38 protein-coding genes are annotated in these 26,159 nt (G+C 43.5%); 6 read left to right on the top strand and 32 right to left on the bottom strand.

The window, feature by feature from the left end; all coding sequences use genetic code 11:
• Nucleotides 1-221 precede the first annotated feature (221 nt).
• On the top strand, nucleotides 222-1,871 hold the full coding sequence (locus FKV70_RS03495) for a recombinase family protein (RefSeq protein ID WP_142611798.1): 1,650 nt from the start codon (nucleotides 222-224) through the stop codon (nucleotides 1,869-1,871).
• Nucleotides 1,872-1,969: 98 nt separating this feature from the next.
• Here the strand turns inward: FKV70_RS03495 and FKV70_RS03490 are convergent, their stop codons facing one another.
• The 13 genes from FKV70_RS03490 to FKV70_RS03435 form a co-directional block, all read right to left on the bottom strand.
• A complete protein-coding gene (locus FKV70_RS03490) occupies nucleotides 1,970-2,182 on the bottom strand; it encodes a hypothetical protein (RefSeq protein WP_142611849.1) in 213 nt (70 codons plus the stop codon).
• A 32-nt stretch (nucleotides 2,183-2,214) separates the two neighbouring features.
• Nucleotides 2,215-2,715, bottom strand: a complete 501-nt coding sequence (locus tag FKV70_RS03485; protein ID WP_142611848.1) for an ArpU family phage packaging/lysis transcriptional regulator — start codon at nucleotides 2,713-2,715, stop codon at nucleotides 2,215-2,217.
• Nucleotides 2,716-2,717: 2 nt separating this feature from the next.
• A complete protein-coding gene (locus FKV70_RS03480) occupies nucleotides 2,718-3,134 on the bottom strand; it encodes a hypothetical protein (RefSeq protein WP_142611847.1) in 417 nt (138 codons plus the stop codon).
• 3 nt (nucleotides 3,135-3,137) lie between these two features.
• Complete coding sequence (locus tag FKV70_RS03475) at nucleotides 3,138-3,410, bottom strand: hypothetical protein (protein WP_142611846.1); 273 nt, start codon at nucleotides 3,408-3,410, stop codon at nucleotides 3,138-3,140.
• Complete coding sequence (locus FKV70_RS26395) at nucleotides 3,407-3,958, bottom strand: DnaA ATPase domain-containing protein (RefSeq protein ID WP_280115056.1); 552 nt, start codon at nucleotides 3,956-3,958, stop codon at nucleotides 3,407-3,409. The genes FKV70_RS03475 and FKV70_RS26395 overlap by 4 nt, the downstream gene beginning before the upstream one ends.
• Nucleotides 3,959-4,199: 241 nt before the next feature.
• Nucleotides 4,200-5,117 carry a hypothetical protein gene (locus FKV70_RS26390; protein WP_244310631.1) on the bottom strand — a complete coding sequence of 306 codons (918 nt, stop codon included), beginning with the start codon at nucleotides 5,115-5,117 and terminating at the stop codon, nucleotides 4,200-4,202.
• A 53-nt stretch (nucleotides 5,118-5,170) separates the two neighbouring features.
• Nucleotides 5,171-5,563, bottom strand: coding sequence for a DUF6809 family protein (locus tag FKV70_RS03465; protein ID WP_142611844.1), 393 nt, complete (start codon nucleotides 5,561-5,563; stop codon nucleotides 5,171-5,173).
• Between the two features lie 94 nt (nucleotides 5,564-5,657).
• Nucleotides 5,658-5,906, bottom strand: coding sequence for a hypothetical protein (locus FKV70_RS03460; RefSeq protein WP_142611843.1), 249 nt, complete (start codon nucleotides 5,904-5,906; stop codon nucleotides 5,658-5,660).
• Nucleotides 5,906-6,151 carry a helix-turn-helix domain-containing protein gene (locus FKV70_RS03455; protein ID WP_142611842.1) on the bottom strand — a complete coding sequence of 82 codons (246 nt, stop codon included), beginning with the start codon at nucleotides 6,149-6,151 and terminating at the stop codon, nucleotides 5,906-5,908. The genes FKV70_RS03460 and FKV70_RS03455 overlap by 1 nt, the downstream gene beginning before the upstream one ends.
• Nucleotides 6,151-6,804 (bottom strand): hypothetical protein, encoded by a 654-nt coding sequence (locus FKV70_RS03450; protein WP_142611841.1) that lies wholly within the window; start codon nucleotides 6,802-6,804, stop codon nucleotides 6,151-6,153. The genes FKV70_RS03455 and FKV70_RS03450 overlap by 1 nt, the downstream gene beginning before the upstream one ends.
• Nucleotides 6,801-7,412 (bottom strand): hypothetical protein, encoded by a 612-nt coding sequence (locus FKV70_RS03445; protein WP_142611840.1) that lies wholly within the window; start codon nucleotides 7,410-7,412, stop codon nucleotides 6,801-6,803. Before FKV70_RS03445 ends, FKV70_RS03450 begins: the two co-directional genes overlap by 4 nt.
• 93 nt (nucleotides 7,413-7,505) lie before the next feature.
• Nucleotides 7,506-8,276: an ORF6C domain-containing protein gene (locus tag FKV70_RS25840; protein WP_162305659.1), complete on the bottom strand. Its 771-nt coding sequence runs from the start codon at nucleotides 8,274-8,276 to the stop codon at nucleotides 7,506-7,508.
• 75 nt (nucleotides 8,277-8,351) lie between these two features.
• Nucleotides 8,352-8,546 (bottom strand): helix-turn-helix domain-containing protein, encoded by a 195-nt coding sequence (locus FKV70_RS03435; RefSeq protein WP_142611839.1) that lies wholly within the window; start codon nucleotides 8,544-8,546, stop codon nucleotides 8,352-8,354.
• A gap of 215 nt (nucleotides 8,547-8,761) precedes the next feature.
• Here FKV70_RS03435 and FKV70_RS03430 point away from each other — a divergent pair, with 215 nt between their 5' ends.
• Together FKV70_RS03430 and FKV70_RS03425 are read left to right on the top strand one after the other, a co-directional pair.
• Nucleotides 8,762-9,151 (top strand): helix-turn-helix domain-containing protein, encoded by a 390-nt coding sequence (locus FKV70_RS03430; RefSeq protein WP_142611838.1) that lies wholly within the window; start codon nucleotides 8,762-8,764, stop codon nucleotides 9,149-9,151.
• Between the two features lie 217 nt (nucleotides 9,152-9,368).
• The gene (locus tag FKV70_RS03425) at nucleotides 9,369-9,596 is read left to right on the top strand and encodes a helix-turn-helix transcriptional regulator (RefSeq protein WP_142611837.1); all 228 of its coding nucleotides are present in this window, start codon (nucleotides 9,369-9,371) and stop codon (nucleotides 9,594-9,596) included.
• Nucleotides 9,597-9,816: 220 nt separating this feature from the next.
• Here FKV70_RS03425 and FKV70_RS03420 read toward each other — a convergent pair whose 3' ends face one another.
• Genes FKV70_RS03420 through FKV70_RS26380 form a run of 4 tightly spaced genes read right to left on the bottom strand, consistent with a single transcriptional unit; the run spans nucleotide 9,817 to nucleotide 11,160 of the window.
• Nucleotides 9,817-10,191 (bottom strand): hypothetical protein, encoded by a 375-nt coding sequence (locus FKV70_RS03420; RefSeq protein WP_142611836.1) that lies wholly within the window; start codon nucleotides 10,189-10,191, stop codon nucleotides 9,817-9,819.
• 13 nt (nucleotides 10,192-10,204) lie between these two features.
• Nucleotides 10,205-10,342, bottom strand: a complete 138-nt coding sequence (locus tag FKV70_RS26865; RefSeq protein WP_142611835.1) for a cyclic lactone autoinducer peptide — start codon at nucleotides 10,340-10,342, stop codon at nucleotides 10,205-10,207.
• The gene (locus tag FKV70_RS03410; RefSeq protein ID WP_142611834.1) at nucleotides 10,329-10,871 is read right to left on the bottom strand and encodes an accessory gene regulator ArgB-like protein; all 543 of its coding nucleotides are present in this window, start codon (nucleotides 10,869-10,871) and stop codon (nucleotides 10,329-10,331) included. Before FKV70_RS03410 ends, FKV70_RS26865 begins: the two co-directional genes overlap by 14 nt.
• The gene (locus FKV70_RS26380; protein ID WP_244310630.1) at nucleotides 10,864-11,160 is read right to left on the bottom strand and encodes a hypothetical protein; all 297 of its coding nucleotides are present in this window, start codon (nucleotides 11,158-11,160) and stop codon (nucleotides 10,864-10,866) included. The genes FKV70_RS03410 and FKV70_RS26380 overlap by 8 nt, the downstream gene beginning before the upstream one ends.
• Before the next feature lie 496 nt (nucleotides 11,161-11,656).
• On the opposite strand from FKV70_RS26380, the gene FKV70_RS03400 reads away from it, so the two are divergent.
• Entirely contained in the window at nucleotides 11,657-12,292 is a 636-nt protein-coding gene (locus FKV70_RS03400; protein ID WP_142611832.1) for a hypothetical protein, read from the top strand.
• A gap of 454 nt (nucleotides 12,293-12,746) precedes the next feature.
• Here FKV70_RS03400 and FKV70_RS03390 read toward each other — a convergent pair whose 3' ends face one another.
• Nucleotides 12,747-12,959, bottom strand: a complete 213-nt coding sequence (locus FKV70_RS03390) for a helix-turn-helix domain-containing protein (protein ID WP_053325014.1) — start codon at nucleotides 12,957-12,959, stop codon at nucleotides 12,747-12,749.
• Between the two features lie 147 nt (nucleotides 12,960-13,106).
• On the opposite strand from FKV70_RS03390, the gene FKV70_RS25835 reads away from it, so the two are divergent.
• A complete protein-coding gene (locus FKV70_RS25835) occupies nucleotides 13,107-13,244 on the top strand; it encodes a hypothetical protein (protein ID WP_161626993.1) in 138 nt (45 codons plus the stop codon).
• Nucleotides 13,245-13,346: 102 nt separating this feature from the next.
• Nucleotides 13,347-13,661, top strand: coding sequence for a hypothetical protein (locus FKV70_RS03385; RefSeq protein ID WP_142611830.1), 315 nt, complete (start codon nucleotides 13,347-13,349; stop codon nucleotides 13,659-13,661).
• Nucleotides 13,662-13,858: 197 nt separating this feature from the next.
• Here the strand turns inward: FKV70_RS03385 and FKV70_RS03380 are convergent, their stop codons facing one another.
• The 14 genes from FKV70_RS03380 to FKV70_RS03315 form a co-directional block, all read right to left on the bottom strand.
• Entirely contained in the window at nucleotides 13,859-14,440 is a 582-nt protein-coding gene (locus FKV70_RS03380) for a phage holin, LLH family (RefSeq protein WP_142611829.1), read from the bottom strand.
• Nucleotides 14,441-14,442: 2 nt separating this feature from the next.
• Entirely contained in the window at nucleotides 14,443-15,393 is a 951-nt protein-coding gene (locus FKV70_RS03375; protein WP_142611828.1) for a GH25 family lysozyme, read from the bottom strand.
• A gap of 12 nt (nucleotides 15,394-15,405) precedes the next feature.
• Complete coding sequence (locus tag FKV70_RS03370; RefSeq protein ID WP_142611827.1) at nucleotides 15,406-15,876, bottom strand: phage holin family protein; 471 nt, start codon at nucleotides 15,874-15,876, stop codon at nucleotides 15,406-15,408.
• A 159-nt stretch (nucleotides 15,877-16,035) separates the two neighbouring features.
• Nucleotides 16,036-16,242, bottom strand: a complete 207-nt coding sequence (locus tag FKV70_RS03365; protein ID WP_142611826.1) for a hypothetical protein — start codon at nucleotides 16,240-16,242, stop codon at nucleotides 16,036-16,038.
• Nucleotides 16,243-16,259: 17 nt separating this feature from the next.
• Entirely contained in the window at nucleotides 16,260-16,739 is a 480-nt protein-coding gene (locus FKV70_RS03360) for a hypothetical protein (RefSeq protein WP_142611825.1), read from the bottom strand.
• Nucleotides 16,740-16,752: 13 nt separating this feature from the next.
• On the bottom strand, nucleotides 16,753-19,341 hold the full coding sequence (locus tag FKV70_RS03355) for a hypothetical protein (protein WP_142611824.1): 2,589 nt from the start codon (nucleotides 19,339-19,341) through the stop codon (nucleotides 16,753-16,755).
• Nucleotides 19,342-19,356: 15 nt separating this feature from the next.
• Nucleotides 19,357-19,998 carry a hypothetical protein gene (locus FKV70_RS03350; RefSeq protein ID WP_142611823.1) on the bottom strand — a complete coding sequence of 214 codons (642 nt, stop codon included), beginning with the start codon at nucleotides 19,996-19,998 and terminating at the stop codon, nucleotides 19,357-19,359.
• Entirely contained in the window at nucleotides 19,982-21,169 is a 1,188-nt protein-coding gene (locus tag FKV70_RS03345) for a baseplate J/gp47 family protein (RefSeq protein ID WP_142611822.1), read from the bottom strand. The genes FKV70_RS03350 and FKV70_RS03345 overlap by 17 nt, the downstream gene beginning before the upstream one ends.
• Nucleotides 21,159-21,527 (bottom strand): DUF2634 domain-containing protein, encoded by a 369-nt coding sequence (locus tag FKV70_RS03340; RefSeq protein ID WP_142611821.1) that lies wholly within the window; start codon nucleotides 21,525-21,527, stop codon nucleotides 21,159-21,161. Before FKV70_RS03340 ends, FKV70_RS03345 begins: the two co-directional genes overlap by 11 nt.
• Before the next feature lie 13 nt (nucleotides 21,528-21,540).
• Complete coding sequence (locus tag FKV70_RS03335) at nucleotides 21,541-21,939, bottom strand: Gp138 family membrane-puncturing spike protein (RefSeq protein WP_142611820.1); 399 nt, start codon at nucleotides 21,937-21,939, stop codon at nucleotides 21,541-21,543.
• Nucleotides 21,936-22,724, bottom strand: coding sequence for a phage protein (locus FKV70_RS03330; RefSeq protein ID WP_142611819.1), 789 nt, complete (start codon nucleotides 22,722-22,724; stop codon nucleotides 21,936-21,938). Before FKV70_RS03330 ends, FKV70_RS03335 begins: the two co-directional genes overlap by 4 nt.
• Complete coding sequence (locus tag FKV70_RS03325) at nucleotides 22,717-23,049, bottom strand: phage baseplate plug family protein (protein ID WP_142611818.1); 333 nt, start codon at nucleotides 23,047-23,049, stop codon at nucleotides 22,717-22,719. The genes FKV70_RS03330 and FKV70_RS03325 overlap by 8 nt, the downstream gene beginning before the upstream one ends.
• 12 nt (nucleotides 23,050-23,061) lie before the next feature.
• Nucleotides 23,062-23,601: a phage baseplate protein gene (locus FKV70_RS03320; RefSeq protein WP_142611817.1), complete on the bottom strand. Its 540-nt coding sequence runs from the start codon at nucleotides 23,599-23,601 to the stop codon at nucleotides 23,062-23,064.
• On the bottom strand, nucleotides 23,601-26,030 hold the full coding sequence (locus tag FKV70_RS03315; RefSeq protein ID WP_142611816.1) for a phage tail tape measure protein: 2,430 nt from the start codon (nucleotides 26,028-26,030) through the stop codon (nucleotides 23,601-23,603). The genes FKV70_RS03320 and FKV70_RS03315 overlap by 1 nt, the downstream gene beginning before the upstream one ends.
• Nucleotides 26,031-26,159 lie beyond the last annotated feature (129 nt).

Raw genomic sequence — 26,159 nt, 5'->3', positions numbered from 1 at the left:
TTTTCGTTCCCCTCATGCTTGCTTATGGATTGGTGAAGCTAAGGAAAAGTTTCCTGATCACCAAATTTCGATGTTATAAATATATCAGATCAAAAATCAAAAATGTGATAACTATCTTCTATCATTTTACTATTATTTTTCTAAGATTTTCGTTCTTTTACTTTTTTGTTTGGGATATAATACATTACACATACCAAAATAAAAACTAAAGGATGTTGTATATGGCTCCTGTAAGTGCTGATTTTCTACTTAGTTTAGGAATTGAAAACATAATTAACTACCTGCGTAAATCCAGAGCAGATGAAGAACACGAAAGAAGAACAGGCGAAGATGTTCTAAAAGCCCAAAAAGAGTTAATGGACAGAGTCCTTGAACCTTTGGGAATCCCTTATACTCAGCGGCCCGAAGTCGGGTCCGGTGACAAAATATCAACACGGCCAGTTTTCCAAGGTGTCATTGATGATCTTCGCATGAAGAAATACCAGGCTATTGCAGTTAAAGAGATATCACGTATGGGCCGTGGCTCTTATACTGATATGGGTGTTATTTATGATTTAATAGTTGATAATCGGATTTTCATTTTAACTCCTTACAAGTTATATGATCCTCGTAACCCGTCTGACCTACGGCAAATCCGATTTGAACTCTTTATGTCTCGTGAAGAATTTGAAACAACTAGAGAACGTCTATTTGGAGGGAGAGTGAACAACGCAATTGCAGGCCGTTGGGTTGCTGGTCCTGCTCCGTTCGGATTCGATTATGATAAGGATTCGAAAAAGCTAGTTATAAATGAAGAGGAAGCTAGTATTGTGCGTATGATTTTTGATTATTATGTAAATGGTGTGCCAGAATCTGACGGAACAAGACGTGCTGTTAGCTTCCGGGCTTTGGCTACATATATAAGCAAAAAGACATTGATACGGACACCTAAAGGAAAAAAAGAATGGCATCCAAATCAACTATTACAGCTAATAAGCAACGAGCGGTATATAGGAACATTGCGTTTCCGAACTACACAGAGAATCAATGGGAAAATGGTCCAGCGTCCAGAAGAAGAACATATAATCGTACCGGATGCATTCCCGGCTATCATTAGCCCTACCACATGGTTACAGGCACAGGGCAAATTAATTGACTCTGCTCATAAACCGCGTAACAAGATGGATTTTTCCCCTTGTGAACTTGCTGGCCTATGCGTGTGCCAGAAATGCGGCCGGAGAATGGTTAGACAATACAGCGTTCAAAACTACAAAACAAAATCGGGGACTATAAATAAATATCACAAAGAATTTTTGTGGTGTACTACTTCCGGCTGTACATTTTTGAAATATAGATCTATAGAAGAAGACTTACTGGAAGTGTTGCGGCATTTTTCAAATTTAGATAAGGATATTCTACAAGAACAACTCTCCCAACTTATTGCAGAAGATAAAAAGGTTAATTATAAAGAAGACGTTTCTTCATATATTGAGTCGCGAAGCAAAGAACTAAAGAAGCGGATGAATTTCATATATGAAAAATATGAAACTGGCAAGTATACAGATGAAATGTTTGACGAAAGAAAAGCGGAGATTGATTCGGAGTTACAGGAGCTTGCCCTTCTAGAAGCAGAAGCAAGTAAACCACTTCCTACGGAGAGAAACCAAATTGATATTGATGTGGTGAAGAATAATCTAACATCTGTTCTTGAGGCGTACCAAGCAGCAGAAGATAAATCTGATCGTAATAAAATACTGAGAAGTGTCTTTGATCGTGTTATTGTGGAATTAACGGAACGAGGTCGGGGCCGTATTCCTGCTAAATATGTATTGTACCCAGTTTTAAAGCCGGGTTTGGTTACGCGTGATTTCTTTAGTCTTATGAGTATATAACCTATTCATCTGTTATGTCATGATATATGCAAAAGAAAAACGTTGGTGTAGCAGCCTTTTTTCATAAGCTACTTATCTATAAAGAAAGAAGCCACCCCTTATTCTGGAGTGGCTTCTTTCTTTATGGCTTGTTTAATTGCTATTTCAGCGATTGTACGGTGAAGGTCTTCTAATGCGTTTGTCGGCCCCTCACAGGGCGGGATTATAATTCCAATGAGTCCGTTTTTGCCTTGAATGTACGTTGTGACCTTACTTTCAATTTCCACTTTTTTATGTGCGTGTGAGTCGCCATAATCCCCTGGACTTAACATTGTTCCCTCCCCTCCGATCTTGGTTGTATAGTTTATTCGAAGCTGCTTGTCCGTATGTTCGCGCGTTTTGTGTCTATTAAGCTCTGTATGTTGATAATCCCAAAAGCATGAAAGCTATATGCTAAATTTTGAAATGCTTTTCTTCGCAATTTTGCGTAAGTGTCCTTACTAATGGGATGATCCATTTTGAAATTGTAAACTGCGTAATCAGTTGGCATGTCGTCACCCAAATATTTTAATTCGATTATCTCTCTATACTTTGGATACAGGTAACTGACAGCCAGTTCAACGTTTTCACAAAATTGTCTGCGGTGTTCAGGCTCGAACACATTAAATATTGCAACATTCGCAGTTGAATCGCTTGTTACATTGGTTGGACCACTCGGACGATCTTGATAACTGGCCGTTATGGTTGCCTCTCTCTGTTCAATTATCGTATTCTTAAATATTTGATATTTTTCAAAAACACCTACTATTGCATTTTTTGTCTTCTTATTATCTAGCTTTGGTAAATCGGTTGTTGGTTGGCTCATACTCAACCCCCTGCTATATCATTCCTGCGGTTGGCCTTGTCAAAAGCCTGCTGCATATCCGTTCTAATACGCGGTGTGTACATACGATGCTTCTGTATGCACTCAATCTTTTCAGCTCTCCATTTCGCTTTTTCAAATTCATAGACTAAATGCGGATGTCCTTCTGAGACATCGTACAAGGGCTGTAGGCGCTCTCTTTCGTTTTTGATTACTCTACGTTTCCTCCGGTTATCTTGAAGCTGCTGAGAGATATTTAATCGCATATCGTTATCAATCTCCATGAACTCTAAAGCGTGAAGCAGGTCCGTACATTCCAAATCGTAATATCGAACTTCACGGTCAAGGTGTTCATACTCTGTTTTGATACCTTTCAAAATATCACTAAGCTGTTGGGCTACTTCTGCGGCTTCTATCCTCAATTTTCATCTCCCCTTTTTTATAGGGGCTTTATCATGTTTTCCAACCTTCATTCCTAGCTCAAGTCCGTCCTCAAATTCAGATCCGCTCATATCTGTAATTACAGCGTCCCCAAAAGGAATAGTAAGGAGGTTATTTTGACCCTCATAGTAAGGCCCGTTTTTCACTATGAAATCATTTGGCCCCCATGCTGGATCGTTATACATAACTTCCACTTCTTTACCGACCAATTTTTCATATGGCGCTCCTACTGGAGCTGAACGTACAATTATCTTCATAACTCGTTCCCCGTTTCCAGTTGAAATCTATCTCGTGCTTTCTTCTCCCGCCGATCGGGACCAATCATTTCAATTCGCTGAGCTTGTCCAATAATCCGGCTGGCAATCTTCCTGCCATTCAGAGGCAAGCGCAGATGTATACGTTCCGTTGCGTAATTGCTGGTGATAATTGTAATCTTGTTTTTATCCATGCGTTCATTTAGGATGCTGTACAGCTTACCTTCAGCCCATTCAGAATATGAAGCGGTGAACAAATCATCTATCATTAGCACAGGAACGTTATAGTAGCGGCTCAAAACTTCTGTTTCACTCTCTTCACTGTTCCGACTATAGGTAGACCTGATATCCCCGAAAAGTGTTTCCTCGGTAACATAGAGGCCCGGTATGCGTCTTTCAGCCAACGCGTTAGCTATACAATCCATCAAATACGTTTTGCCAGTGCCGTATGCACTCTGATTTCCTTTAATCCGGGTTTCATCCCCAAAGATATAAAGCCACGTTCCTTTCTCTTGGTGGGCTTCGATGTTATCAACGAATTTCGTAACCATAGCAAAGTGCTGGGCATTCTTCGCGTCAATATCAGCATTTTTGAAAGTATGCTGCTTTTGCTCATAATTAAAGCTGCTATTTGCCGTATATTTTGTTAGCTGCCGATCCAGCAAGCATGAGCAGGGCTCCACTTGCGCCACCTGCACCTTCATAGGCGCCCCATGTTTGTCCGTATACCCCTCTTTCTCTACCCAGCGGAATGTATTAATGGTTCCGGTATAATCACACTTTGGACATCCCTCATGTGCTTCTAATTCGCTGTAATAGCTCTTCGGAAAGAATTCCGTCTTCTCCTTCCTTTGGCTTTCCAAGGATGAGGTCTTCTGTTGGGCTTTCATAGTTTCTACTCTCTTGAGAAGATCCCGCATGACTGGTTTTACGCTGTCCACGTCCTCCACCTCCCTGTTGTTTTTTGAACGTTTCAAATGGATTGTTCTCACTCAAGAACTGATCAATGTTTTTAGCATTCATGAATTTTTCCAAAGTGAATTTGTAGGTGTACCAATATAAATCACTTTTAATGATGGTGTTGTAATTGCTTATGGCTTCTTTCATTTCCTCGAAGCTCATATTTTTTAATCTGGCGTTTATACTGGATTGCATTTTTTGAGTTAGTTCTCGATGCTTGATAATTTCAAGCGAATTCCAATAATCATATATATCTTTTAAAACATTATTAGATTTATTTAAGTTCTTTAACTTATTGTGTATTGCCCCTGCTTTGCCCTCACTTTGCCCTTGCTTTGCCCTTGTAATGCCCGTTTCATTGCCCTCTGCTTTGCCCTTGTAGTTATCGGAATCCTGATAAACCCCGTAATTAACAATGGTTAAGAGCAATCCACGCTTTGCCCGTGCTTTTGCCTCATCCTTTGCCAAAAAATCATGTTTTTCTAATTTTTCAATCGCGTTACGCACAACTTTTACTGTTACTTGCTTGTCTCCAATATCATCCGCTATCATTTGATAAGAGGTTGCAATTTGCCCCCGTTTAAGGGGGATAATCTCACCATTTCTAACAACCTCACAATCTTGATATGCGGCTTGCAAAAGCAGTTCAATCATTACCAATCTATGAGTAGCCTTGAGAGAAAGCCAAAGATTAGACTTCCTAATTTTTCGCGCTAAGATGATATATCCATTAGGGATAAAGTCATTCATTTCACCACCACACTATTCTGTGACTTAAGTGTCATTTGCTTGGACCGATTGTTTCAATCTTTCCCCGTTGACACATGTAATGTTTTTAAAAAGCGATATCCCTCAATGAACCCTTTAACAAAGGCTTCTTCTTCTTCATATCCAGCAACAATATTGAAATCGCCTTCCAGATCGCCTAATGCTTCTTTTTCCTTTTTAGGCAATTTATCGCGTAAGGCAGAAAAATTATCACAAAGAATTTTATTGGCTTCTTCGATGTGTGGGAGCATATCCCGGGAAGTGTTACGGGTTAAAAATTTATGTGTAGCCAGTTCACGAAGAACCTCAATCATTCCGTTTTCGAATACATCCGTTAACACGGGTTCACTATCCATAGGGTCTTTACCTTGAAGTCTTCTGAAATCAGGCTCAATTGCTCTAAAAGAAACCATCTGGCATCTGTTCATGTTCAACTCTCCCCATTTTTGGGGACAGCCCTTGCGCTTTATGATGACATGACTTATAATGTGCGCGTGGGCTTGTCCCTTGATTTATGTCGCCTTAACGCCCGGCCAAGGTATTGTTAAGGCTTTTTGTTTGTTCATCATAGAAACCCTTGATTACACCAAAATGGATTTCTTCTGCATATGTTAGATCTTGAACAGCTTTAAATATCTTTTCTGAAATCATTTCTCTAGTGAACACTTCATCCTGCTGAACAATGCAAAGTAATTCGATTAAATCCTTTTTGATTTGCGTCACATTATCATGACAATTCAAATGATCAATTACCATAGGGTCCATTCCCATTACACGCTCACCGCCTCTCTACGAGCTTTGTATACGTCTTCTGCTTTTCCTGCATGAACATGATTGAAAGATATTTTGTAGTATTGCAACAGACGAAAGAACTCGTACGTTTCCGCTCTTGATGCATCTTTCTCCCAGCGTTTTAACTTAGCAACTGAAATCCCCGTTTCATCACTAACCTGTTCGATTGACTTCTTGCAGTTCTCGCGAACTTGCTTCAGAGTTAAATGATTAGCAAGACTCATTATCGCTGCCCCTTCCCTACGGCATTTAAAATGTCCGTTATGGTTCTACTATCCTTGATATACCGTTCATAAGTGTGTTCAATCCAACGGATAGCTTCATCTCTCCCCATACGCCGTACTTCTTGTTTGATAGCCGCTGCTGTTTTCCCATATCTGAAAGAGGCAAGCAATTTGTAATATTCATTCATAAAACTGATAGCTACAGGGTTTTTCTCATCAATCATGGTCAAGTAACTGAATTTAATTAGCCCACGCGCAGAAAAGAGCTTGCCTTCTGGATCGTCAGGATTGTCCATAACGTCTATATCACTTTCATAAGCTGGAATAGTGTAATTTCCTTTTCCTTTCTTTAGTCTCCGCATAGTTACGCTGGGCGCATCAACTTGTGATTGATACAAAGCAAAACGTACATTGCGTTCATAGTCATGATCCCAACCCTCTTCTTTAAATCCATTCAAAACTTCTAAAATGCCAGCAGCCGCTTCTTCAATGGTCATAGCATTAGGGTAAACAGAGTAATCTTTCCCGTTAAACACAGCCACTGCATATTTAGACAAAGGGTTTTCTTCTTCTATCGGGAAAGCGAATATAGTACCTCCTAGACGCTTATGCATATCAGCAGCTCTTGCTTTCAATTCTTCATGCATTTTCATAGGTCGCCACCTTCAAAATCCATAAACGGGCCAAATAACTCTTCTGTCTTTCTCCGCATCATTTCCCGAGTTTGGGGATTTTTCGTTAATTCATCCATCATATAATCCATACAATGATGGGTTAAAGGTTCATTTCCTACCTTCGTGACCAACATCGACATTAACGGTTTATTTCGATCTACCCAGCGTTTCCAATCCTCATAACCGATTGATAACATACTGCGAATTTCCGCTTCACTGTAATAACCACTTGTCTCATCTACGTACATAGCATATTCAAGAACGTATTTGGCATTATGGCGAGCGTGATCTTCACATTCCATTAAGCAAGATTGCATGAAAATGTAATCATCCTGTTCATAGTAAGGATCATTCCGCATGACTCTAATTTCATCAATTGTTTTTATGATTTTTTTGGCTTTGGAAATCATATCATCCAAAATCCGGGCTTTCATTTTAGAAATAATAATATTTTGGGTCCATGCCTTTCGTTCACGAGTTTTAAAATCACCTTCTGTACCAGCTTCGATAAAACGTTCTAAGATCCCATGGCTAGCTGATTGTAATTTGTCGTACTTTTTCCCCATATTCTCATAATTTTTATTCATTTGTTTCGTTCCTTTCTGATTAGGTTTTTGACAAGTACGGCATGTTGTAACGGATTACCAAACCACATACGGGCCAGTTCTGGTAATGATAAATCAGAACAATGTTTGTCCATTAGCTTCTTCAATCTCCCTCATAAGGTTATTAGGTGGAGTCCAATGTGGGACATATTGCAATCCACGGTCAAAATCCTTCGTGAAAGTATTGCTGTAAGAGTTGATCCCAAAAAAGTCTTGATAGTCATTCCACATAGCCTGATAAGCTTTATTGCGTAGGCTACTATTCTTGTAGGCGGCCGATTTCTTTCCGCCAAGCAGTCCGACGATTCTGGCATTGCCTGCTTTCCTTAATTCGCGTTGTTGACCATAGTCAATAGTGGTGTGATTTTCCAGATGTTCCACGCGAGAATCAAGCTGTTGAACCTTGGCATCTGTTATAAAAATGGCTTTAAGTTCAGGACTAAGGCTATCAAAGTCAAACCCCTTTGGAATAAATGCCTCTGCCAAAATATCTTTGGCTTTCAATTGGTATTGAACCAACTTATCCGCAACTTCCGGTTGGTTTACTTGCATATTGGGTGTGATAGAGATTTTCGCAAGCCAGAGCGGTAGATAGTCAAGCTCAATCCCTAGCACCTCTCTTTGCTGCCCCCCAAATTTGAGGGGTAGTTTTTTTGCCCCCTGTTTTAGAGTGGCATCTTCCTGAATATTGCTTACTTGCCGATCCTTTTGTTTTTCACTTAGACCAATTCCATTACAAACATATGAGACTCCGATATAAACCTTCCCATCATTCGCTTTGACTCCAAGCAATTCAGTTCCATTGAAAGGAACCATTTTTTGTTCAATTGGTTGAATGTTATCCATGCCTTCCCTCCCTACTGAATACAAAGCTAATTATGTTCATATTGTGGCTCCCTTGTATAATTTGGTCACTGATAGTTAAGGCTGATGATTGAACTCAATTTGAATACCGAGAGCAGCGCAGACCTCGTTGATAATGCCTTCATGCCACCTCCGCTCACCTTTTAATAAATCACTAATGTACTGGTAACTTCGGTGTGTGGCCCGGGCTAAGTCAGCTTTACTCATTCCCTTTGCTTCCATAGCAGCCTCAACAGCTTCTGTGAAATTCATTGTTGTTCACCTCCATGACTAAATAATAAGCATTATGCTTACATATGTAAATGAGCAAATTTAAGCATTATGCTTAAATATGGAGCATTTCTCTGATATTATCAGCATTATGCTTCAAATTGCTCATTTTTTCAGCATTTTGCTTATTGTTTAAAAACATGGGGAATGTTATTATCATTACAGCAAAATGCTTAAATAGAAGGAGCGGTAAACTAATGTCTGGTGCGGATAGTAGATTAAAAAGAATAAGAAAAGAGAAGAAAATGAGCGGTATAGCAGTTGCGAAGGCTTTAGGGATTACGCCTCAATACTATTACGATATTGAAAAAGGGGAACGACGATTAACAACCGAAATAGCCGGGAAATTGGCTAATTTATATCAAACCACTGTTGATTATCTAATTGGAGTAACAGATGTTAATCAATTTGAAATTGGTAAAAATGCAAACAACCCCGATAGTCACGAAGAATCGGAGTTGGCTGAAATACCTATAGAGAGACTAAACCAGTACAAATTGAGCTATAAAGGTCATGACCTGAGTAAAGAAGAAGCTGACGATATTATCGAACTTCTGGAGGCAGCTCTAAAACGTTGGAAGAAATGATCTCTTCTAAACGCTGTTCAACTTCCGTTGTGTCAATCCCTTGATATTGGTTATGTAACATTTCTAAGTAACATTTCAAATCAATTTTTGAATCCATAAACAACACTCCTAAATTAAATGACGTCCGTTTTTGAGAGGTTGGAATCAGTATACCACAAAAATACGAACAAAAATACGAACACTTGATTAAAATGGAATACATAGAGAGGAGACCCGTATGGATTACCGGCTTGGGGCTTGCCTCTTGCTGGAGCGACTTGAAGAGAACAAAATGAATCAGGCTGATTTTGCTAGAGTAATGGGGGTTTCAAGGCAATTCGTCAATAAGCTAATAACTGGAGAACGTAAAATGTCCCTTGAATTCGCCTTTAATGCAGCTTATCGACTTAACTGCAGAATCACCGACCTATATGTACTTGAAGTCGTCCGCAAGCAGGTGGAGTAGTTTTTCTGCTCCCCCACAGCCTTATTGTCACCCATATGGGTAACAAACAAATGACTGGTTTATGTTTTTATTAAATCCCAAATACTCTCATTTGTAAAAGCAAATTCATATATGAATTTTACAGTTTCGACAACAAGTTTCGACAGCATCCTACTTAAGACATATGTTATAGTTACATGTTCCATAAAAAAAGAGCCGCTGTTAACCTAGCGGCTCTCTACTAATTATAAAATATAATATCTGGCTTTAATCTCGCCAAAGCTGCAGCTATTTTTTTATATCTCAGACCTGCCATTGTGCAGGTCATTTTTTTGTAGCTCTGGCTACTTTGAAATTCAGCAAGTTTCAAGTTTTCGTTTATCCCCGTCAGTTCATCTACATTTATAGTGTAGGAACGATCAACATTGTAAAATCTGTACCCTTCGCTATTAAATAGCATTTCCCAATATCCCAATGGTCCAACTGTGTAAAAAACGCCGTCAAACGTATGCATTGCGATACGTTGGATGCTGCTCTGGCTCTCAATAAAGAGGATCGTACCCACATCCAGTAGTTTTGGGCCCCTGTCGTGCTCCACGGTGACTGAAATTATCATGTGTCCTCCAAGCTTATTTCATTAGTTCCTTTGGCGGCTTTGGATTGTATACGTAAAATAAACTAGCCACCACAACAGTCATTACAGCAAACGATGATAAGCAAGTAGCCAGGGCGTAGTAGGTGCTTCTTTTAATGTTAAGCTTCTTCATGTGTTGTTTCACCTCCTATCCTAAAGTTAATTAACAGTATGGTTTGTGACAAAAAGCTCACTGCCGTAATTGGATCAGCAAAGTAAAAATTGAGCCCAACCACACACAAGGCCAGCACTTTAAGCAACGGAAAGTATTTTGGTGGTATACGTGTTTGGTTTTCGATTCCCGCTGGTGCAAAAGCTAGAATTAAAAGCATACTGACCAATGTTGCACCTATCGTCCAGTTGTGATCCAAGCTGATGAACGATAAGCCAGTAAACAACAGTGTGGAAACAGCTACACAGCCCATGCCACTTTTAAGGTGTATACCTCCAGTCATTTGACGGAGAAAGGCGAATGCCGCCATAATCGTCACCACTTCCCTCGTGCGGCCTGTAAAAACCGATATAACGAGGGTCAAGCCCGTAATAAACACCATATTCAATAAGACAGCCAATGCATGCTGTAATACTGGCACTGAGGCCGGATGGTCTGGTACAACACTTTTGATATGTTGCGCCATTCGTAAGGATAATGGCTCAATCATATTCTCTCTCCTTCCGCAGCGCGTAATATAGAAACATCCCCGCTGCCAGTGCAAAATAGGCTATATTAAGCCATACATCGTTTACATACGCTATTACTGTCAGGGTTGCCAGCGCTCCTATGATTACGATAATGACAATGTTCTGTTCCCATTTAATTCGTAGTTTGTCAAACGGGGCTATAAAACCTATTCCGAATTTATAAAGCAGTCCTGATACGATCAACACGACTGCACTGGTCACGGCTTGTAACAAAGACCCCTTTGCCGATCCCCCTTGTAATTCGCTCATAGGTACATCAGAGTACATAAGCAATAAGAGTATTGTTTGGAACAGTGTATAGACAAAAAAACCAGTCACCGACAGTATACAAGACCATATCAGCGGTACTTTAACTATCGTTGTTATTAGTAGCACCATTAACAGTATGTTTATTACTGGAGCCAGAAAAGCCAATTGTAATTCTTCCCGCAGAACGAAACTTTGGCACGACATTAGTAGAGTCACTACTAAGGCCTGCCATTGGAAGTCCAAAGCTTTTAACCTAAAAATAGTCAACGTCAATACAAAAGCCGCAAAACTCTCAACCACTGAAAAAGTTATAAACATAGACGTATCCCACATCTACTACTCATCCTCTGCATTTTTTCTTTCTTCCCCTGTAAATATACGATTTTCGGCGGTTTTGCTCAAGCCAAATTGGGAAGTATTTCATGTTTTTGTAGAAATATTTTCCTAGGTCTGATAGACTATATCCATATATTATTGATCAATAGGAGGAAGTAAGTTGAAGAAAACTTTAAGTCTCACGGTTGCAGCTATCGCGGCGATTAGCCTGCTTGCTGGGTGTGGAGCTGACAAGACCGCTATTAAGGACGAAACACCTACGCAGGCAAAAGTAGAAAGCCAACCAGCTAAAGAAACTAAGGCTGCTGAACCAGCGACTACTAAAGAAGGGGCTGCGCCGGTTGAAGCAGAGAAAAAGCCCGACGACATTTGGACCTACTATAACGATGCAAAATGGACAGATACATGGAATGGTGTTACTTCTACTATTGAAAAAGTAGTTGTTACTGACCGCGCTCCTAAAGATGGAAATACAAATGATCTTACAGCTTCTGCTGTTGGAGTGAAATTCAAAGTTGAAAACACCACTAAAAAACTTTTCACTACATACCCTGACCAAGCGGAATTGATTACCTCTACTGGTGAACAGGTTCAAGCAGACATGGTGACCTCTGATCACATCGGCGGAGAAATTGAAGAAGGCGTTATTAAAGATGGGAATATAATTTGGTTCCTGAAACGCGGTCATGCTGCTGATATCAAATGGATTAAAATGAAATGGTATGTCATTGAGGGTAACGGTATGGAACCTACTCAAGATAAAAAAGAATACTCAGTTAAACTTGAGCTTAAATAAATAAAGCCCCGGAGCAATCCGGGGTTTTAATATTTGACTATAGTCAACAAAGGCAATCCCATTGCCTGTATAGTTTCAGTGTGGTAACATAATAATATAAATAAGGGGAGTCGCTAGCTCCCCCTGAACAACGATGTGCCTCACGGCGCGCATTATATTACTGTTAAGACAGCAAAACCCACCGTAGGCGGTCAACCTTAGCGGTGGGTTTTGCGCTTGTTACGTCTTTTACGTATCCATCGGTAAACTTTCCGTGAACTAAACCATAGGCTTAGAATCGTTGAAATTACTTTCAGGATCATGTAAAACGCACCAAGTGCAGTCATGGCGTCAATCACCTCCTTTACAGAAGGCTGCGCCGTGACCCCACCCGTTGTCCAATCCAGATTATACCACACAAGTCCTCATGTTGAGGGCTTTTTATTTTGTTCAATAAAAAAAGAGCAGCGAGGTTTTACCCCTCCTGCTCTTTTACATACTCAATAATATCGTTGGGCTGCACATCGAAATATGCACACAGCTTTTCAACGACCTCCAAAGATACGTACTCACCTTTATCGAATTTTGCGATAGTAGACGGTCCCAAACTCAATTCTGTACGCAAATCCATTTTTTTCATTCCTCGTTCAACCAACAATTTCAACAAGGGCTTATACGTTATAGCCATCGAAAGACCCCTTTCCTGTAATTTATATACGCATTATAATATTTTAATTACAGAAAATCAAACATTTTTGCTTGACCAAAAACTACAGGATGTGATATATTATTTACAGGAAGTGAAACACAAGCTTCCGAAAGGGGTGAAAGAAATTTGAGAGCAATAGATTGGGTCTTGCTCTCCACCGCACTCACAAACCTGATAACTGCAATTATCGGTTTGGTCAAAGTGTTTAAAGAGAGCAAGAAAAAGAAAAAGGTACCTAAACGACGCGGGCAGCGTAAACGTTAAAAGTACCAGAGGTGGCGGCTAGTATAGCGCCATCTCCACCCAATCTTAACATAACAGTTTGATATATACAATTGGCGGCGGCCTTACGCAAGGAGACGTGAAATGGAAAAGAAAAAAGCAGAATACCGCAGCAATGGATTAATTCATGTTCCAGATATTCGTATTGAGTACAAAGGATTCATAATCCAACCCAAGTTGGATATGGGGCGAAATCCTTGGCGGATAAAGGGGAATGATATACGGCGTGGCTACATCGTTATGGAGAATGGTTGTCTTGCAATGCCTGGAGGCGCATGGGCCTGTTCAGTTGTTGAGGCAAAACACATGATTGACACCTATCTCGAATCAGGCGGGGACGTACAGAAGTTTTGGGAATTGTTACGTAAGGCTGAATATGAAGAGTATGATGAGGTATAACGCGGGATTCCATGCTCCATTATAGGAGGTAAGTCTATGTATGATGCCATCTTATGGACCATATCTATATCTGGATGGGCAATAAGTATTGTTGCTCTATTGTTAAGTATTCGTAATTACTTTAAATAACAAAAAAGCTCTGCCGACCAATTAAGGTTAGCAGAGCTTTTTCTTACTTGCTCAATGTGTATTAGTCTTTACTCCGCAGTTACAGGCATTTGTTCTGTTGTTGGTGCAGGAACAGACTCAGACTCAGGCTGAATAGGAGCAGGAGCAGCGGGTACAGCTTCTGCTGTAGCTTGGGCTAATAGCTCATTTACTTTAGCTGCCAAACCAACCATAGCCTCTTTCGCCGCTACTCGTGCAGCTTCTTCTGTGCTAATATCGTCTCCTGCAACCGCTATAGCAGTTTCCTCTGTACTAATGGGTTTTTGCTTGGCTTTGTAGTCTAGGTACGCCTTTTCGATGGCCCCCTGAATCTCTATGTCAGTAAGGTAAATACCTCTTTGTTGTAGTTGTCTGGTTACATAGGATAAAGCCTGTTGTAGCTTTTTCGGACCGTCTGCCTCTTTGAAAACTGTCTTAGAGAGAGAGAATCCTTCTTCCGCCAATTTGTGCAACAGGACGCGCTGTGACTCCGTTGTACGGGCGTTTATCCACTCATTAGCCTTCACCTTAATCGTGTTCAGTCCAGCTATAACAATGGCTGTCAGGACTCCTAGAATAGCTGTAGCGACGGTACTTACATATGGTTGTACGGTTTCGATAATTGTTTGCATGATTATTTATCCCCTTTCGTTTTCAACGATGCGATTTTATTTTTTGAATCCCAGGACACTACAGCGCCGTATGCCTCCGCAACGGGTCTTAGCTGCACATATGCCACTCCTTCGACCAGTTGGATAAATTGCAGCTTGGCTCCATTTAAATAAGCGACCTTGAGACTGGTGTCCCAATGACACGATAAACCCAACACAGTAGCAAGCACACGCAACGGAACATACGTCCTGCCACTAAAGAGCAGCGTCTTCCCTACCTGTTTGCCATTTACGATGAACGTACCGGACGTGACTGTCTCCGGCTGCTCAGGGCGCTTTGTGAAACGTTCACGTAGCTCGTCCGCCGTACCATCATACTCATTCATATCCACGTTCCCTTTTATTCCTGCTACCTTGCCGCTGTCGCTGTATTGCCAAATATCCCAACGTTTCCACGTCACTGTATCGCTCGGTACGCGCGTTTCACTATATCGGGCTATCCATAATGGGTACCCGCTCAATGAGGCGTTAAAATTGGCTGCGAATGCATTGCCTGTATAAATAATGGGCTTGCGTCCTGTAAGTCGCTCCAACTCCAGCAGAAAGGCCAACGCTACAGCACTAATAAGCGTTTTAGACAGGTTGCCGGGATTGTTTTCATAATCCATTACAGGCGGCAAGTCCAGAGATTTCCCACCACCTACCTGTTCCAATACCTCGGCAAAATGCCGGGCTTCCGCTTTGGCTGCCTCAACGCTGGTTGCGTCTACAAAGTGGTATGCCCCCAACAATACCCCGGCTGCTCTGGCTCCTTTAGCATTCGTAGTGAATGTAGGATCAACGTAACGTTGCCCCTGGCTGGCCTTGATGAAGGCAAATGAAATACCGTCAGCCTTAACCGCCTTCCAGTCAATGTTTCCTTGATATCGGGATACGTCGATTCCCCGCGCGTTACCTTTTTTATGTGATTGCAAAATAACTCCCCCTTATACAGCAGGCTTTTGCCCCTGCTCTTTATTTTCTGGCTCTGACTCTGACATGTTCGGATTAGGTGCTGGATCGCTTTTTGATTCGAAAATCTTTACGGCGTTTCGTAATACTGTAGGCATAGGTACGCCCATCCGTCCGACATTCTCAGTAATAGACAACAGTTCATTTGCTAGGTAAAAGCAGATGACTGCATTTTGAAAATAATTAAGGCCGCCCAGTGCTGCATCAATAAAATGTGCAACGACTACAACCAAAAAGATTGCCACCTTGCGAATGATCCCATGAAAACCAACTCGGCTGCGTAACTCCCCACGTATCCAAGCAGCCGCCCAGCCAGTCAGCCAGTCCACAATAACCATAATGAGCAGCAAATGTACGAACACGCTAAACCCTCCAAGCAGGTAGCCGGCTACCGCTCCAAACCCCGCCGCCGCTCCCTTAAAAATGTGTGTTAATCTGTCATCCATCGTTCTCCCCCGTCTCTATAGGTCAGGACAATTTTCCTGACCTTTGTCAAAATCTGCGTAAATTATTCCGTTAAATATTCTCTTAATTATTCCGGTGCAGAGAAAAGCCCTCGTCCACTCCGAGGGCATAAAAATAGCGCATCCCTTTGGGTGCGCTGGTTACACTTGTTCTTTCGGTTGCTCAGGTACTGGATCGGCTGCAAGGTCTGGACGCTTTGAATAAATCTCGGCCAAAACTAAGTTGCGATTTTCATCATCCATCTGATAACTATCAACAACATTTTCAATTCCTCGTTCTCCACGCTCATACCGGGTAATACAAGCATTGGCGCAAATGCGAACGCGCGGCATGGACATAGCTGCCATATTCATTTCACCTCCCCTCATTTACCTAGCATAATTTCCGTGAGCACCAACTCCAAGTCGGACAGACGTTGACGGAGCAAATCAGTTTCACTTTGTTCCGGCGTAGCTGGCTTTGTTAGCTCTGCTATTTGCTCCGGTGTGAGTCCTTCTGTCCAAAGGTTATCAGGCTGCTTAGGAGCAACATATACTGGCTGTTCCCCTTCTGCCCTGCCCTTAGATTGCCATTCGTCCAGTGCGGCTATATACGCCTCTTGTGCCTCGTATACGGCACTCTCATAAGCCTTCCATGCAGCAAGATCAAAACGCGGTTTGAACAGTCCCGGTGTTGTAATCGGTACACCAACCGTATAGCCTATTAGTTCCGGCGTTGTCGGCTCAGTATCCTCGTCCTGATCGTCCGGCTGGGCATAAAAAGGGACGACACCATTAAAGGCATCGTCCATTAGTTTGTCTTCAATATAGAACCCCTCTGTAGTTACTCTAGGTACTACTTTCATGTTGTGACCTCCTTTATCTATTCGCTAAGAACTTAATACCGTCTAACCTCAACCAAGCCAAGGATACAGTAGACTCCATTTGCACATTGCCATTCTCAGATACAAGGACTTTTACAGGCACATCTGCGGCTCCTGTGTTGCCTGCACACATTAAGGCAACGAGTTGCTTAGGTCTATACCCTTCGGGCAAGCGGAACATTACAAAGGTACCAGCGGAAGGTGGTTTAATAGACCCTTGAAACGTTACCAAACCATCTGAGGATTTCACGTATTCTACAGGAGAAAACGACGCCTCAACAATGACCCCGTTTAGTAAGGTCGGACTTAACACACCTGGGTTATCCTTGTCAGACTTCTTGTTCTCCAGCACCGACACACGCGCCGTATTCTGTTGTACACTATCCACCAAGTCCGCAAGTAGCGTTTTTTCATTGGCTGCGTAGGAACCTGTAAACGGTACGACTGGCGAACGGTCAAGCATAAGGTACGTAACGCTGTAAGCTGCTGCTGCGTCATGATCGGTATCATATTGCTGCGCCAACGCCCCCGCACTTGTAACCATTTTGTTGGTTATCATCCATGTGGAATCGCGTTTGCCATTTTTATAAATCGCCAAAATATCCGATGCTTTTTGTTTAAGCCACGCCGTAGTAGTGTAGTTTGCGTTATTGACGTTCCATAATTTTTCCACAGGTTGTTGATACGTCTCATTTCGTTCACGCAGCACAATCCCCGTACCTACTTCAACCTGATTGTCTCCCTCGTTGAAGGATAGTTGCCCCTCAGATACGATAGGCTCTACTGTAGGCGTTGCAAGCTGGTATACGAGTTGGTATGGTGTATACCCTGCATAGGACTGCTGTGGTGCTGATTGAGTAAAGTTAGGCAAGCCAATACGCTGAACCCAATACTTAGTACCTGTACCGTTCCACGTCGCTGTTGTCGCTGCCTGCGCCTGTGCTGGCGTGATAGTATTAGCATCATAGGCTTTGTAGCCGTAGAAATAGGCTTTGATGTCATCTTGTGATGGACTGTATTTATCATCCCATCCACTGTCAGCAACACTGATACCAATATAGATGTCTCCTGCTGCGGTGACTGCGTTCGTGTCGGCTGTGTTGCCCGTGCTGCCTTGTGGCATTATTTTTCCATCAAACTTCGTGGCAACCCCGCTTGCAGCCACAGCGCCAGCCGCAAGACCTACTATTTTTACTTGTCTGACTCCAGCAGTAGCAGCAGCGTCACCAAGTACCCACGCCCTGTTACCGTCGATCGTCAATCCTTGCCACTTCTTGGACTTAAAGTATTGCCCATCACGTTCAAATACCGTATCGGCATTGGCTCCTGTAACTGGATCGGCGTACAAGTCTGTTTGCAACGCCAACATGGAATCTTCGCGCGGTTTGAATGGCTTGGCTGTACTGCCGATGTTAAGCATAGGATTTTCATGGGTGAATGAACCTGCAGCGGCGTATCTAAGCCGCACAGATAAAAATCGCGTTTGTGACGATGTGGTGAATGTTTTAGAACCTACAGCAATTACGCCTGGCACAACCTCCCCACTTGGATCAGAGTCGTTTTCATCCCGACGTTCAATGTACTGTATTCCGTCACCTGCACTTGAGATTGTGTATGTTGTATTCGGCAATACAGGAACAACCACTTTTAAGGGCGATAAAGGAAATGGACCAGGATAGCTACTTGTTGAAGCACTCGCTTTGTAGGGACCTTGTAGATTGACTATCCCTGTGTTGATGACCGCCCACTCATAAAAGCTTGGCAATAGATTTTCCCCGTATCGTATCGCATATGGATTACGTACAGGCATTACGCTGTCTACGTAAGGCCATTTAGCTGCTACCTGAGCAGGCGTAAGGGTCGCGGCTGCTGCATAGTCCGCCTCGCTGACCTCGTAAACACGCACACTGTCCATATTAAAAGTGCTTCCGCTGTTGCCTGTGCCTGTGATCGTAACAATGTGAAAAAAGTCCGTCGCGGCGAACCGCACAACAGATGGTGCAAAAACAGAGGAAGATGTAACCTCATTTCCAACTGCGCCAGCAATACCATTTATAGACATGGCTACTTTGCTGGTATTGCCGTTTTTCACATCTGCAACAGCGATGTATTTGCGCCCTGGTGTGGTCAAAAAGGTTGCAGAGGCCGTAGCGGGTATGCTACCTAATGTAAGCTTAAATGAGCTGGTTCCGCTGGTTTTATTAGCTGTATCCGTTGCGATTGTAGTATTGGACGACCATAGGCCCACGCTTTCACAGTTTCCCATACGACCCAGCAAGTTCACCAACATTCGCCCGGTTACGCCGGACAATGAAAACGGAGCTGCCTTCACAGCGTTAAGTATCTGTACACCTGCATTCAGCGTAACCGTTTTGGTATTTATTGTGTTAAAGCGCGATTCTATTTCTTCTTTATGGACTGCGTTTTCTTGTAGCTCTTTAAGAGCAAGATATGATGTGTTCAAATGCCAATTAAACCACTGTGCCGGAGGTTTCAAACCTGGTGTGTAACCCGCTGTTTTCTGTGTTGTAGTAGGTTCCGTTCCGGCCGCAAACCATTCCGGTAATTTCTCTTTAAACGGCATAAAATTACTCCTTTCCTAAATAGGTAAATCTGTATTTTTCCCTGGCTCATAAACCGCGCCAAGCTTGCCGCCAATGACTGAATCGTCCAAACTGCCCCACCCGCGCTCTGGGTCTGCTTCTTCTGGCAGGCTACCAAACTCAAAGGTTCCAGCCAGTTCAATACTTTGGACGCTAACGCCAGCCGCCACGGTTTTTTGAATTATTTGCACGAACTGCGATAATTCAATACCGGATTCGTCCAACTTATCAAGCGGTAAGCGCATGAGGGATAATGCCGCTGGTTCCGGGTCTAACGGATCACTAAATTTCTGTTGAATCTTAATTTCGCTGTAATCTGCACCAACCGCAAGAGCAATGACCCGGATGATCGTGTTAACGTCACCCTTGGATAGGTTACGGGCTATCTTGCTTTTAATCATTATCCGGTAAATTTCATCAGTGGCCACACCTCGAAGTTGTCCCACATTTCCACCGATAAGATCCAATGTAGTTCCCTTTGCAGTGTCGATATCTCGCCATTCTTCGATTGTTTTGAACGTAGTTTCTAAGTCGTTTATCGGGCCAGCTACAATTGTAAAAAGCTTTCCTATATTGCTGTTCGGATTTTTGGTAAACACATCCGTCAGCTTTTTAATAAGGTCAACCGGAGAAATCATGATGCGTCACCTCAATCCAATTCGCTGCTGTTTGGGCCACTTGCTGCACGTCCACAACTAAATTATGTGTCCCGTAGCTTGTTCCATTCGTGGATAGCTCTATAACCACATCTTCCACGCCAACAATGGAATATGCAGCAGCAGCAAGGCGCATCATTACCACATCCTCCCCCATGCTCAAGCCAGCGTATACAGTCCCGTCTAAGTCAGCCCCGCCAATGAACCTGACCAATTTGGATTTAACCTGATCGTCTCCATCAGAAGGATAGGCCGTACTTTTATAAACCTGAATTTTTATATGAACAGGTACAACCACGGCGCGACTAAATTTAATCGGCTGTAGGTTCCCACTAAGGTCCTTAACTTGCATGGATATGTCACCGTAAGACTCGATGCCCGCGGCGCCCACAGATAAAATTGCGTTGGCAATGTCGGTGTCTGATCCACCAAGAGCATACACCTGATATGATTTTGCAGGACGACCAGCAGCATCAGGAGTGATTTTATTGTTTATAATCACCGCCGCCGCACGTACCCCAGTTACCCGCAGCACCGCCCCCCGTATAGCATCGCCTGTCGCTGATCCGCCGCCAGCTACCGACAGACTGAACTTATCACGGAACTCCGGGTCAGTCTCCTTATCACGTCCGCCAAGAATAGCAGCGGGATTGTTTACTGCTGTCACTTCCGGTACCGGGTTAACGATGATCGTTACTGTACCCTCTGGCGTATTGCCAGATAAACCCGCCTCCATCGCCTCCACGGGAACCGTCATACTACCGGAGGCTGGGAAAGTGGCATCAGATGTAGTTTCATACTGCACATCTGTATCTGTTGACACTAAAAAACCCGCCGACACTGTGTAACCGGGGGTTCCTGTAAGGGTTACGTTGCCTGTTGCATATTGCGAAAGAGCACGTGATACACCGACATGAGGACCGAGACGGTCTAAACTGCTTCCCTCTGCGGTGTTTACGTAGGCGCTATAATATACCTTTTCAGCAAGCCCCCAAACCGTGGCAAGAAACCACGCAAAAATCCGCAAGATAATACCCAGCGGAGAGAGGGCGGAAGTATTAATTTTGTCGCCGTATACCTCTTTGGCCTTGTCTTCCATTTCATCTATTAAATCGTCGAATCTCTTACGCTTAAACCCCTTTTCATCCAGCATTAATACTCACCCCTTCCTGCTGGATTACCTCGCCATTCGTTCCGGTTGCCTTGAACGTAACTGTTAGCAGCCGGGCCGCACGGTCAACGGAAAATGTAACATCGTCCACGCTCTCTATTCGTTCTTCCTGCAACAATGCACGGGTAAGCTCATTTCTCATTTCTTCCTCGCTGGCAAGCTTGCCGAGAAACAAACGAAAAGCAAGACCGATATCAGGATTCAGAAACCATTCCCCTGCGTTGGTCCCAATAGCAATTCGACAACACTGTGCTAGTTCTTCGTCACCTTCGTTCATGACCAGGTCCCCCCGGCTATCAAACTCCAAATCTCCGTCAGCGGAAAGTTTGAATGATTGCAAGCTTTCATACCCCCTAACTAAAAGAAGCCGGGAATATCCCGACTATAACCGCGTCATTGCTATCATGTTGCCTTGCCGTGTCAGGCGCAGCCACCGCACCAGCAAGCCCGTTACGTATTTCCCTGTCTGCAACGACCACATAAACCACGTCTCCCGGCTTGTATACAGGTAAATATTCTTGTTCGCTGCCACCGTCTTTAGGTTTTAATCGGTAGCCCAGCCCCGGCACAGCCTGAATCATAGCAGGCTGATCGCTGCCCGTTCGGATAAGCGGCTGTACGCTGGCAATCATTTTCACAGGATCGAATTTAACGACCTTACATGGGAAGGCCACATTAAAATCTGTATACAGCTTCGACAAAAAGCCATCCAACAAAGCAGACATAGCGGCGGCAGGATCAATCTTACTCACAAAATCGCCTCCACTTCCGTTACAAAATCACCTGTCCGGCTGAAAGTATGAGAACCACTGCGGACATGTGCTTTCCCGGTAAAACGGGAATAAGACAGATTAAGCATACTAGCCGTCGTTACCCTGTGCTGGAGCTGCATCTTTATGTTAAAGCCCTTGGCCCCATCCTTTTCAAATCGGCCCGGGGTCCCGATCAATCCCGTTTTGGTATTGACCGCAAACACATTATCCCCTCCGCTTCGCAGATTACGAACGTACAGCTTGTTTTTGTTTATATAAACGCTGGTCCCGCAATCCTTAGCGACCTTTGCGATTATTTCCGTTACTTTGCCTTTTGCGGTATATCCGTCCTGATAGCGGTAATCCTGATTTAGATTAAATTGAGCAATAGGTAGACCAATATAGCTTGCCATCTGTTTAATAATCTTGCTGGCGAGTGTGTTTTCAGCAAAGGCAATTTCTTTTACCTCGCGTTTGTCCAGGTCTTCACTGTCCAGTACATGGATAGTGGTGATTTTGTCCACGCCCTCCCAAACGGTATCTACGTTGGATATGTAGCCGTGGAGCAGTAGACCCACATCACCCTTATATCCAGCATTAAGCATTAATACCTTTCCGCGCTTGATATTGTTTATGGTTGTCTCTGCCAAATTCCAGATTTTAATTTCTGATTCGTTCGGCAAGGTATCATTGTCAAACGGTACTTTGCCCTCAATGTTGTACTTATCGCTGGAAAACTTCATACCAGCGGTCAAGACCTCTATCACACGTCCAAAATTACGCATCGTCCTCATCCTCTTCCTCTATAACATAAAGAAACACGCTCACACCGAGCGTGTCCCATGTTACGGCTGTACTGTTTTCAGATTCGTCATAGGGAACGATGGGTACTTTCGGGAATCTGTCGTCTTGCACATCATAGAACAGCGGTATGCCGTATACGATCTTTTCCCCGTAAACTAGCACTTCCCCATCCAGTTCTAAATCAATGGTGAAATAGTCGTTTTCAGCATTATAGTGAATCTCGAAGGTGTACATTTGTTCAGCCAGTTCAATATCGAAACGGTAAGGAATGTTTTCCTTTTCAATTTCTATATATTCATAGTCCATCAGCGTTCACCCCTAAGCCCACGGGCTACCCTTCTTGAATTTAACCTTTTGGACTTTTTCCTTCTCCTTTTTTCCCTTGCCCTTACCCTTTTTACCTTTCTTGGTCTTGTCCTTTTTGCCTGATTTCTTCTTGTCCTTCTTCTGCTTCACACCACTGTTTACTATTTTCGCCGCCTGCGCTTTAACAGGAAGCGGGAGTTTGCCCACATATGAACTTTGCGCGACCAAGACCTCTGTTATCGTGAACGACACGGCGTAACCGTCAGCAATTGTATAGTCGTGGTCAGTCGCTAAACCGGATATAATTCCCGTGAAAGCTGTACGGCCTACATATTTTACAATCTGTCCCGTGTCAGATGCCTTTTTTAAATATGTAAGCACCCGCGCCGCATCCGACCCGGATATAACCCCACTAAGGGGCATTGTCCGGGCTTTTCGCTGCACATGGTCCACCATATCTATTCCTTTTTCAACAGGTTGTGAAGTAATCTCCACATCGAATGTGGGTGACTCTTTCTCAATCCAAATGTAGTGACTATCTATCATTGCCATTACATATTCACCTCCGGTGAAACAAATCCCTCACGCCGGAATGTTTCTTCTAGAATCTTTTGAACTTGGCGGCGAACCTCGGCGGCTACATCCCCGGCAACCGTAGCGCTTGAAGCATCTGCCCGAAGGTCGATATTCACACTAATGTTCATCGCACCGCCTGCGCTGCCCCCTCCGCCAACACGAGCTGGGGCTAATTTACGGGCTGGCGCATTTGTTGGGCTATTTGTGGATGGTATAATCTCGTCCGTCATGCCAGTTGCAGCAGCAGCCACACGGTCCTGAGTTCCTTCAATCCCTCTCGCCAAGCCTTCGCCTGTAAAGAAACCAAGCTCCATCATTACACGAGACGGGGAATGAATATCAAGTGCGCTTTTGATACTGTTTTGTATACTGTCACCGATACCCTTAACCTTGTCCACTACGGCATTGGCCATAGACATAATCCCGTTAATCATGCCTTCGATTATGTTCTTACCTACTTCAAATAGGTTGATTCCTTGAAGGTAACTGATAATTTGATTCCAGATGCCCGTTATCTTGTTCCAAATGTTGGTGACTGTTGTTGAAATGGTGGACAGAATACTATTCCACACATTGGAAAGGAACGACTTTACGCCATTAAATATATTGGACGTAGTGGTCTTTACGTTGTTCCAAGCGTTGGTTATGCGGCTCCATATGGACGATACAGCCCCGCTAATGCTCCCGGTTATTCCTGTCCATAAAGTGACCAACCACATTTGAATGGTCATAAAGGTTAATATAGTGAACGCCTTTATCTCATCCCAATACTTAACGACAGCAGCTACAGCCCACCCAATCGGTCCAGTCAAAGAAATTAAGAAGGTTGGCCCCCATTGAACAATGAAATTAACAATGGCATTAAAAACATTTGGAACTGTCGTGGTGAAAAAGTTCATGGTTGCAGCAAACGCAATTTTAATTCCTGCCCATGCCCCGTTAATGATATTTCTAAATTTCTCAGATTTTTTATATGCAACCACAAAGGCCACAACCAATCCAGCGATTAGAGCAACCACCAGCCCGATAGGGTTGAGGCTCATTGCAACGTTTAATGCCAGTTGGAACGCTGTCCATATTCGTGTAGCGACGGAAATAGTAGTTACAACAGCTTTATAAGCTACCAACGCGGCTGCGATGCCTGCGATTCTCGGTGCGAACCCCTCAAAGCTCGTCATTTTCTGGACGACACCCGCGATTGTACTGCCAACACTTTGAAGTGTGGGCCATAGCTCTTGTGCTTTGGTTGTAAGCCACTCAATCGCTTTGCCTATCTTATCCCCTATAGCTGCGCCAAACGCCTCTATTTGGGGCTTGTGGTCAGCCGCCCACTGTCCAAACCGATTGAGGTACGGCAGCAGCTTTTGACCAACAGGTATTAAGATCCCAGTTTCTATTTGCCTACCAAACATTTGAAGTGCTTCGCCGGGACTGTTAAACCTGACCTTATTAATATCATTGAGCGTATCGGCAGCAGAGTTAAACTGCGACTTCACCGACCCCATAGCAGTTATCGTCTTGGCCTCTAGGTCTTCAAACTGGCTACCCATCAAAGCAACCCCGACGGTGTTACGTTGAACCGGGTCCTCAATGTCACCGATCATCTGCATAACCTGTTGAAAACTCTTTTTAGCCTCCGGCCCCCCCTGGGCAAATGTATGCATCATCTTATCCGCATTAAGCCCCAACATTTCAAAGGCTTGTGTAGTGGTCTTGCTACCGTCTTTGGCCCGGATGTTAAATTCTTTAACCGCGTCACCGACTTTGTCCAGGTTGAAAGCCCCGTTTTGCGATCCAGCAGCCAGAGTATCAAACATATCATCAGCGCCGAACCCCAAGGATTTAAAAGAAACGGAATACTCATTAGCTGTGTCAAGCAGCTCGCCCGTTTTATCAAGCCCCTTTTGCGCCCCCTGCGCCAACAATGTCATGGATTGCTCTGACGTTATGCCAAATTGCCGCATCATGGTATCGGTGGTCCTTACAGACTCCCCAACCTCAAAATTAAAGGCTCTACCCAAAAGCATTGCATTTTTGGTTGTACCCTCCAGCGCCGCTCCGGTCTGTCCGGTTATCTGCGCCGTGGTGCTAATAGCGCCGCTCAAGTCCTGCCAGTTTTCCCCGAAGTTTTGGGAATACAAATTCTTGGCTATTTCTTTCGTTGCCAACATTTGTTGATCCGTTTGCCCAGTAGCCATTTGAACTTGAGCCATATTCTTTTCAAAATTTGATGCAGCGCTAATAGAAGCCACAGCAAAAGCCCCCATAGCCGCCGTTGCGGCAGCCCCGAAAGCAAATACCCCACCGCGTAAGCTGCTAAGTTGGTCCTCAGCCCGGCGCAATGGACCTTCTGCCACTTTGAAACCAACGGCAAACATTAAGTTACCTATTACGCCGCCAGCCATATATTCACCTCACAACAAAAAGAGCGCCCAAAATAGGCGCTCCATTCATTTTTTATTTGCTGCTCTTTCTTGCTGTTTCAAATAGATATCCAAAGCAGCATTTGCCTCTGCTATATCGTCATGGTCCAT

This window comes from Paenibacillus ottowii (assembly GCF_006874425.1).
In the GTDB taxonomy this organism is placed as follows: Bacteria; Bacillota; Bacilli; order Paenibacillales; family Paenibacillaceae; genus Paenibacillus; species Paenibacillus ottowii.
Note: the sequence above shows the minus strand (reverse complement) of the source record. Positions and strands in the feature narration are given on the sequence as shown.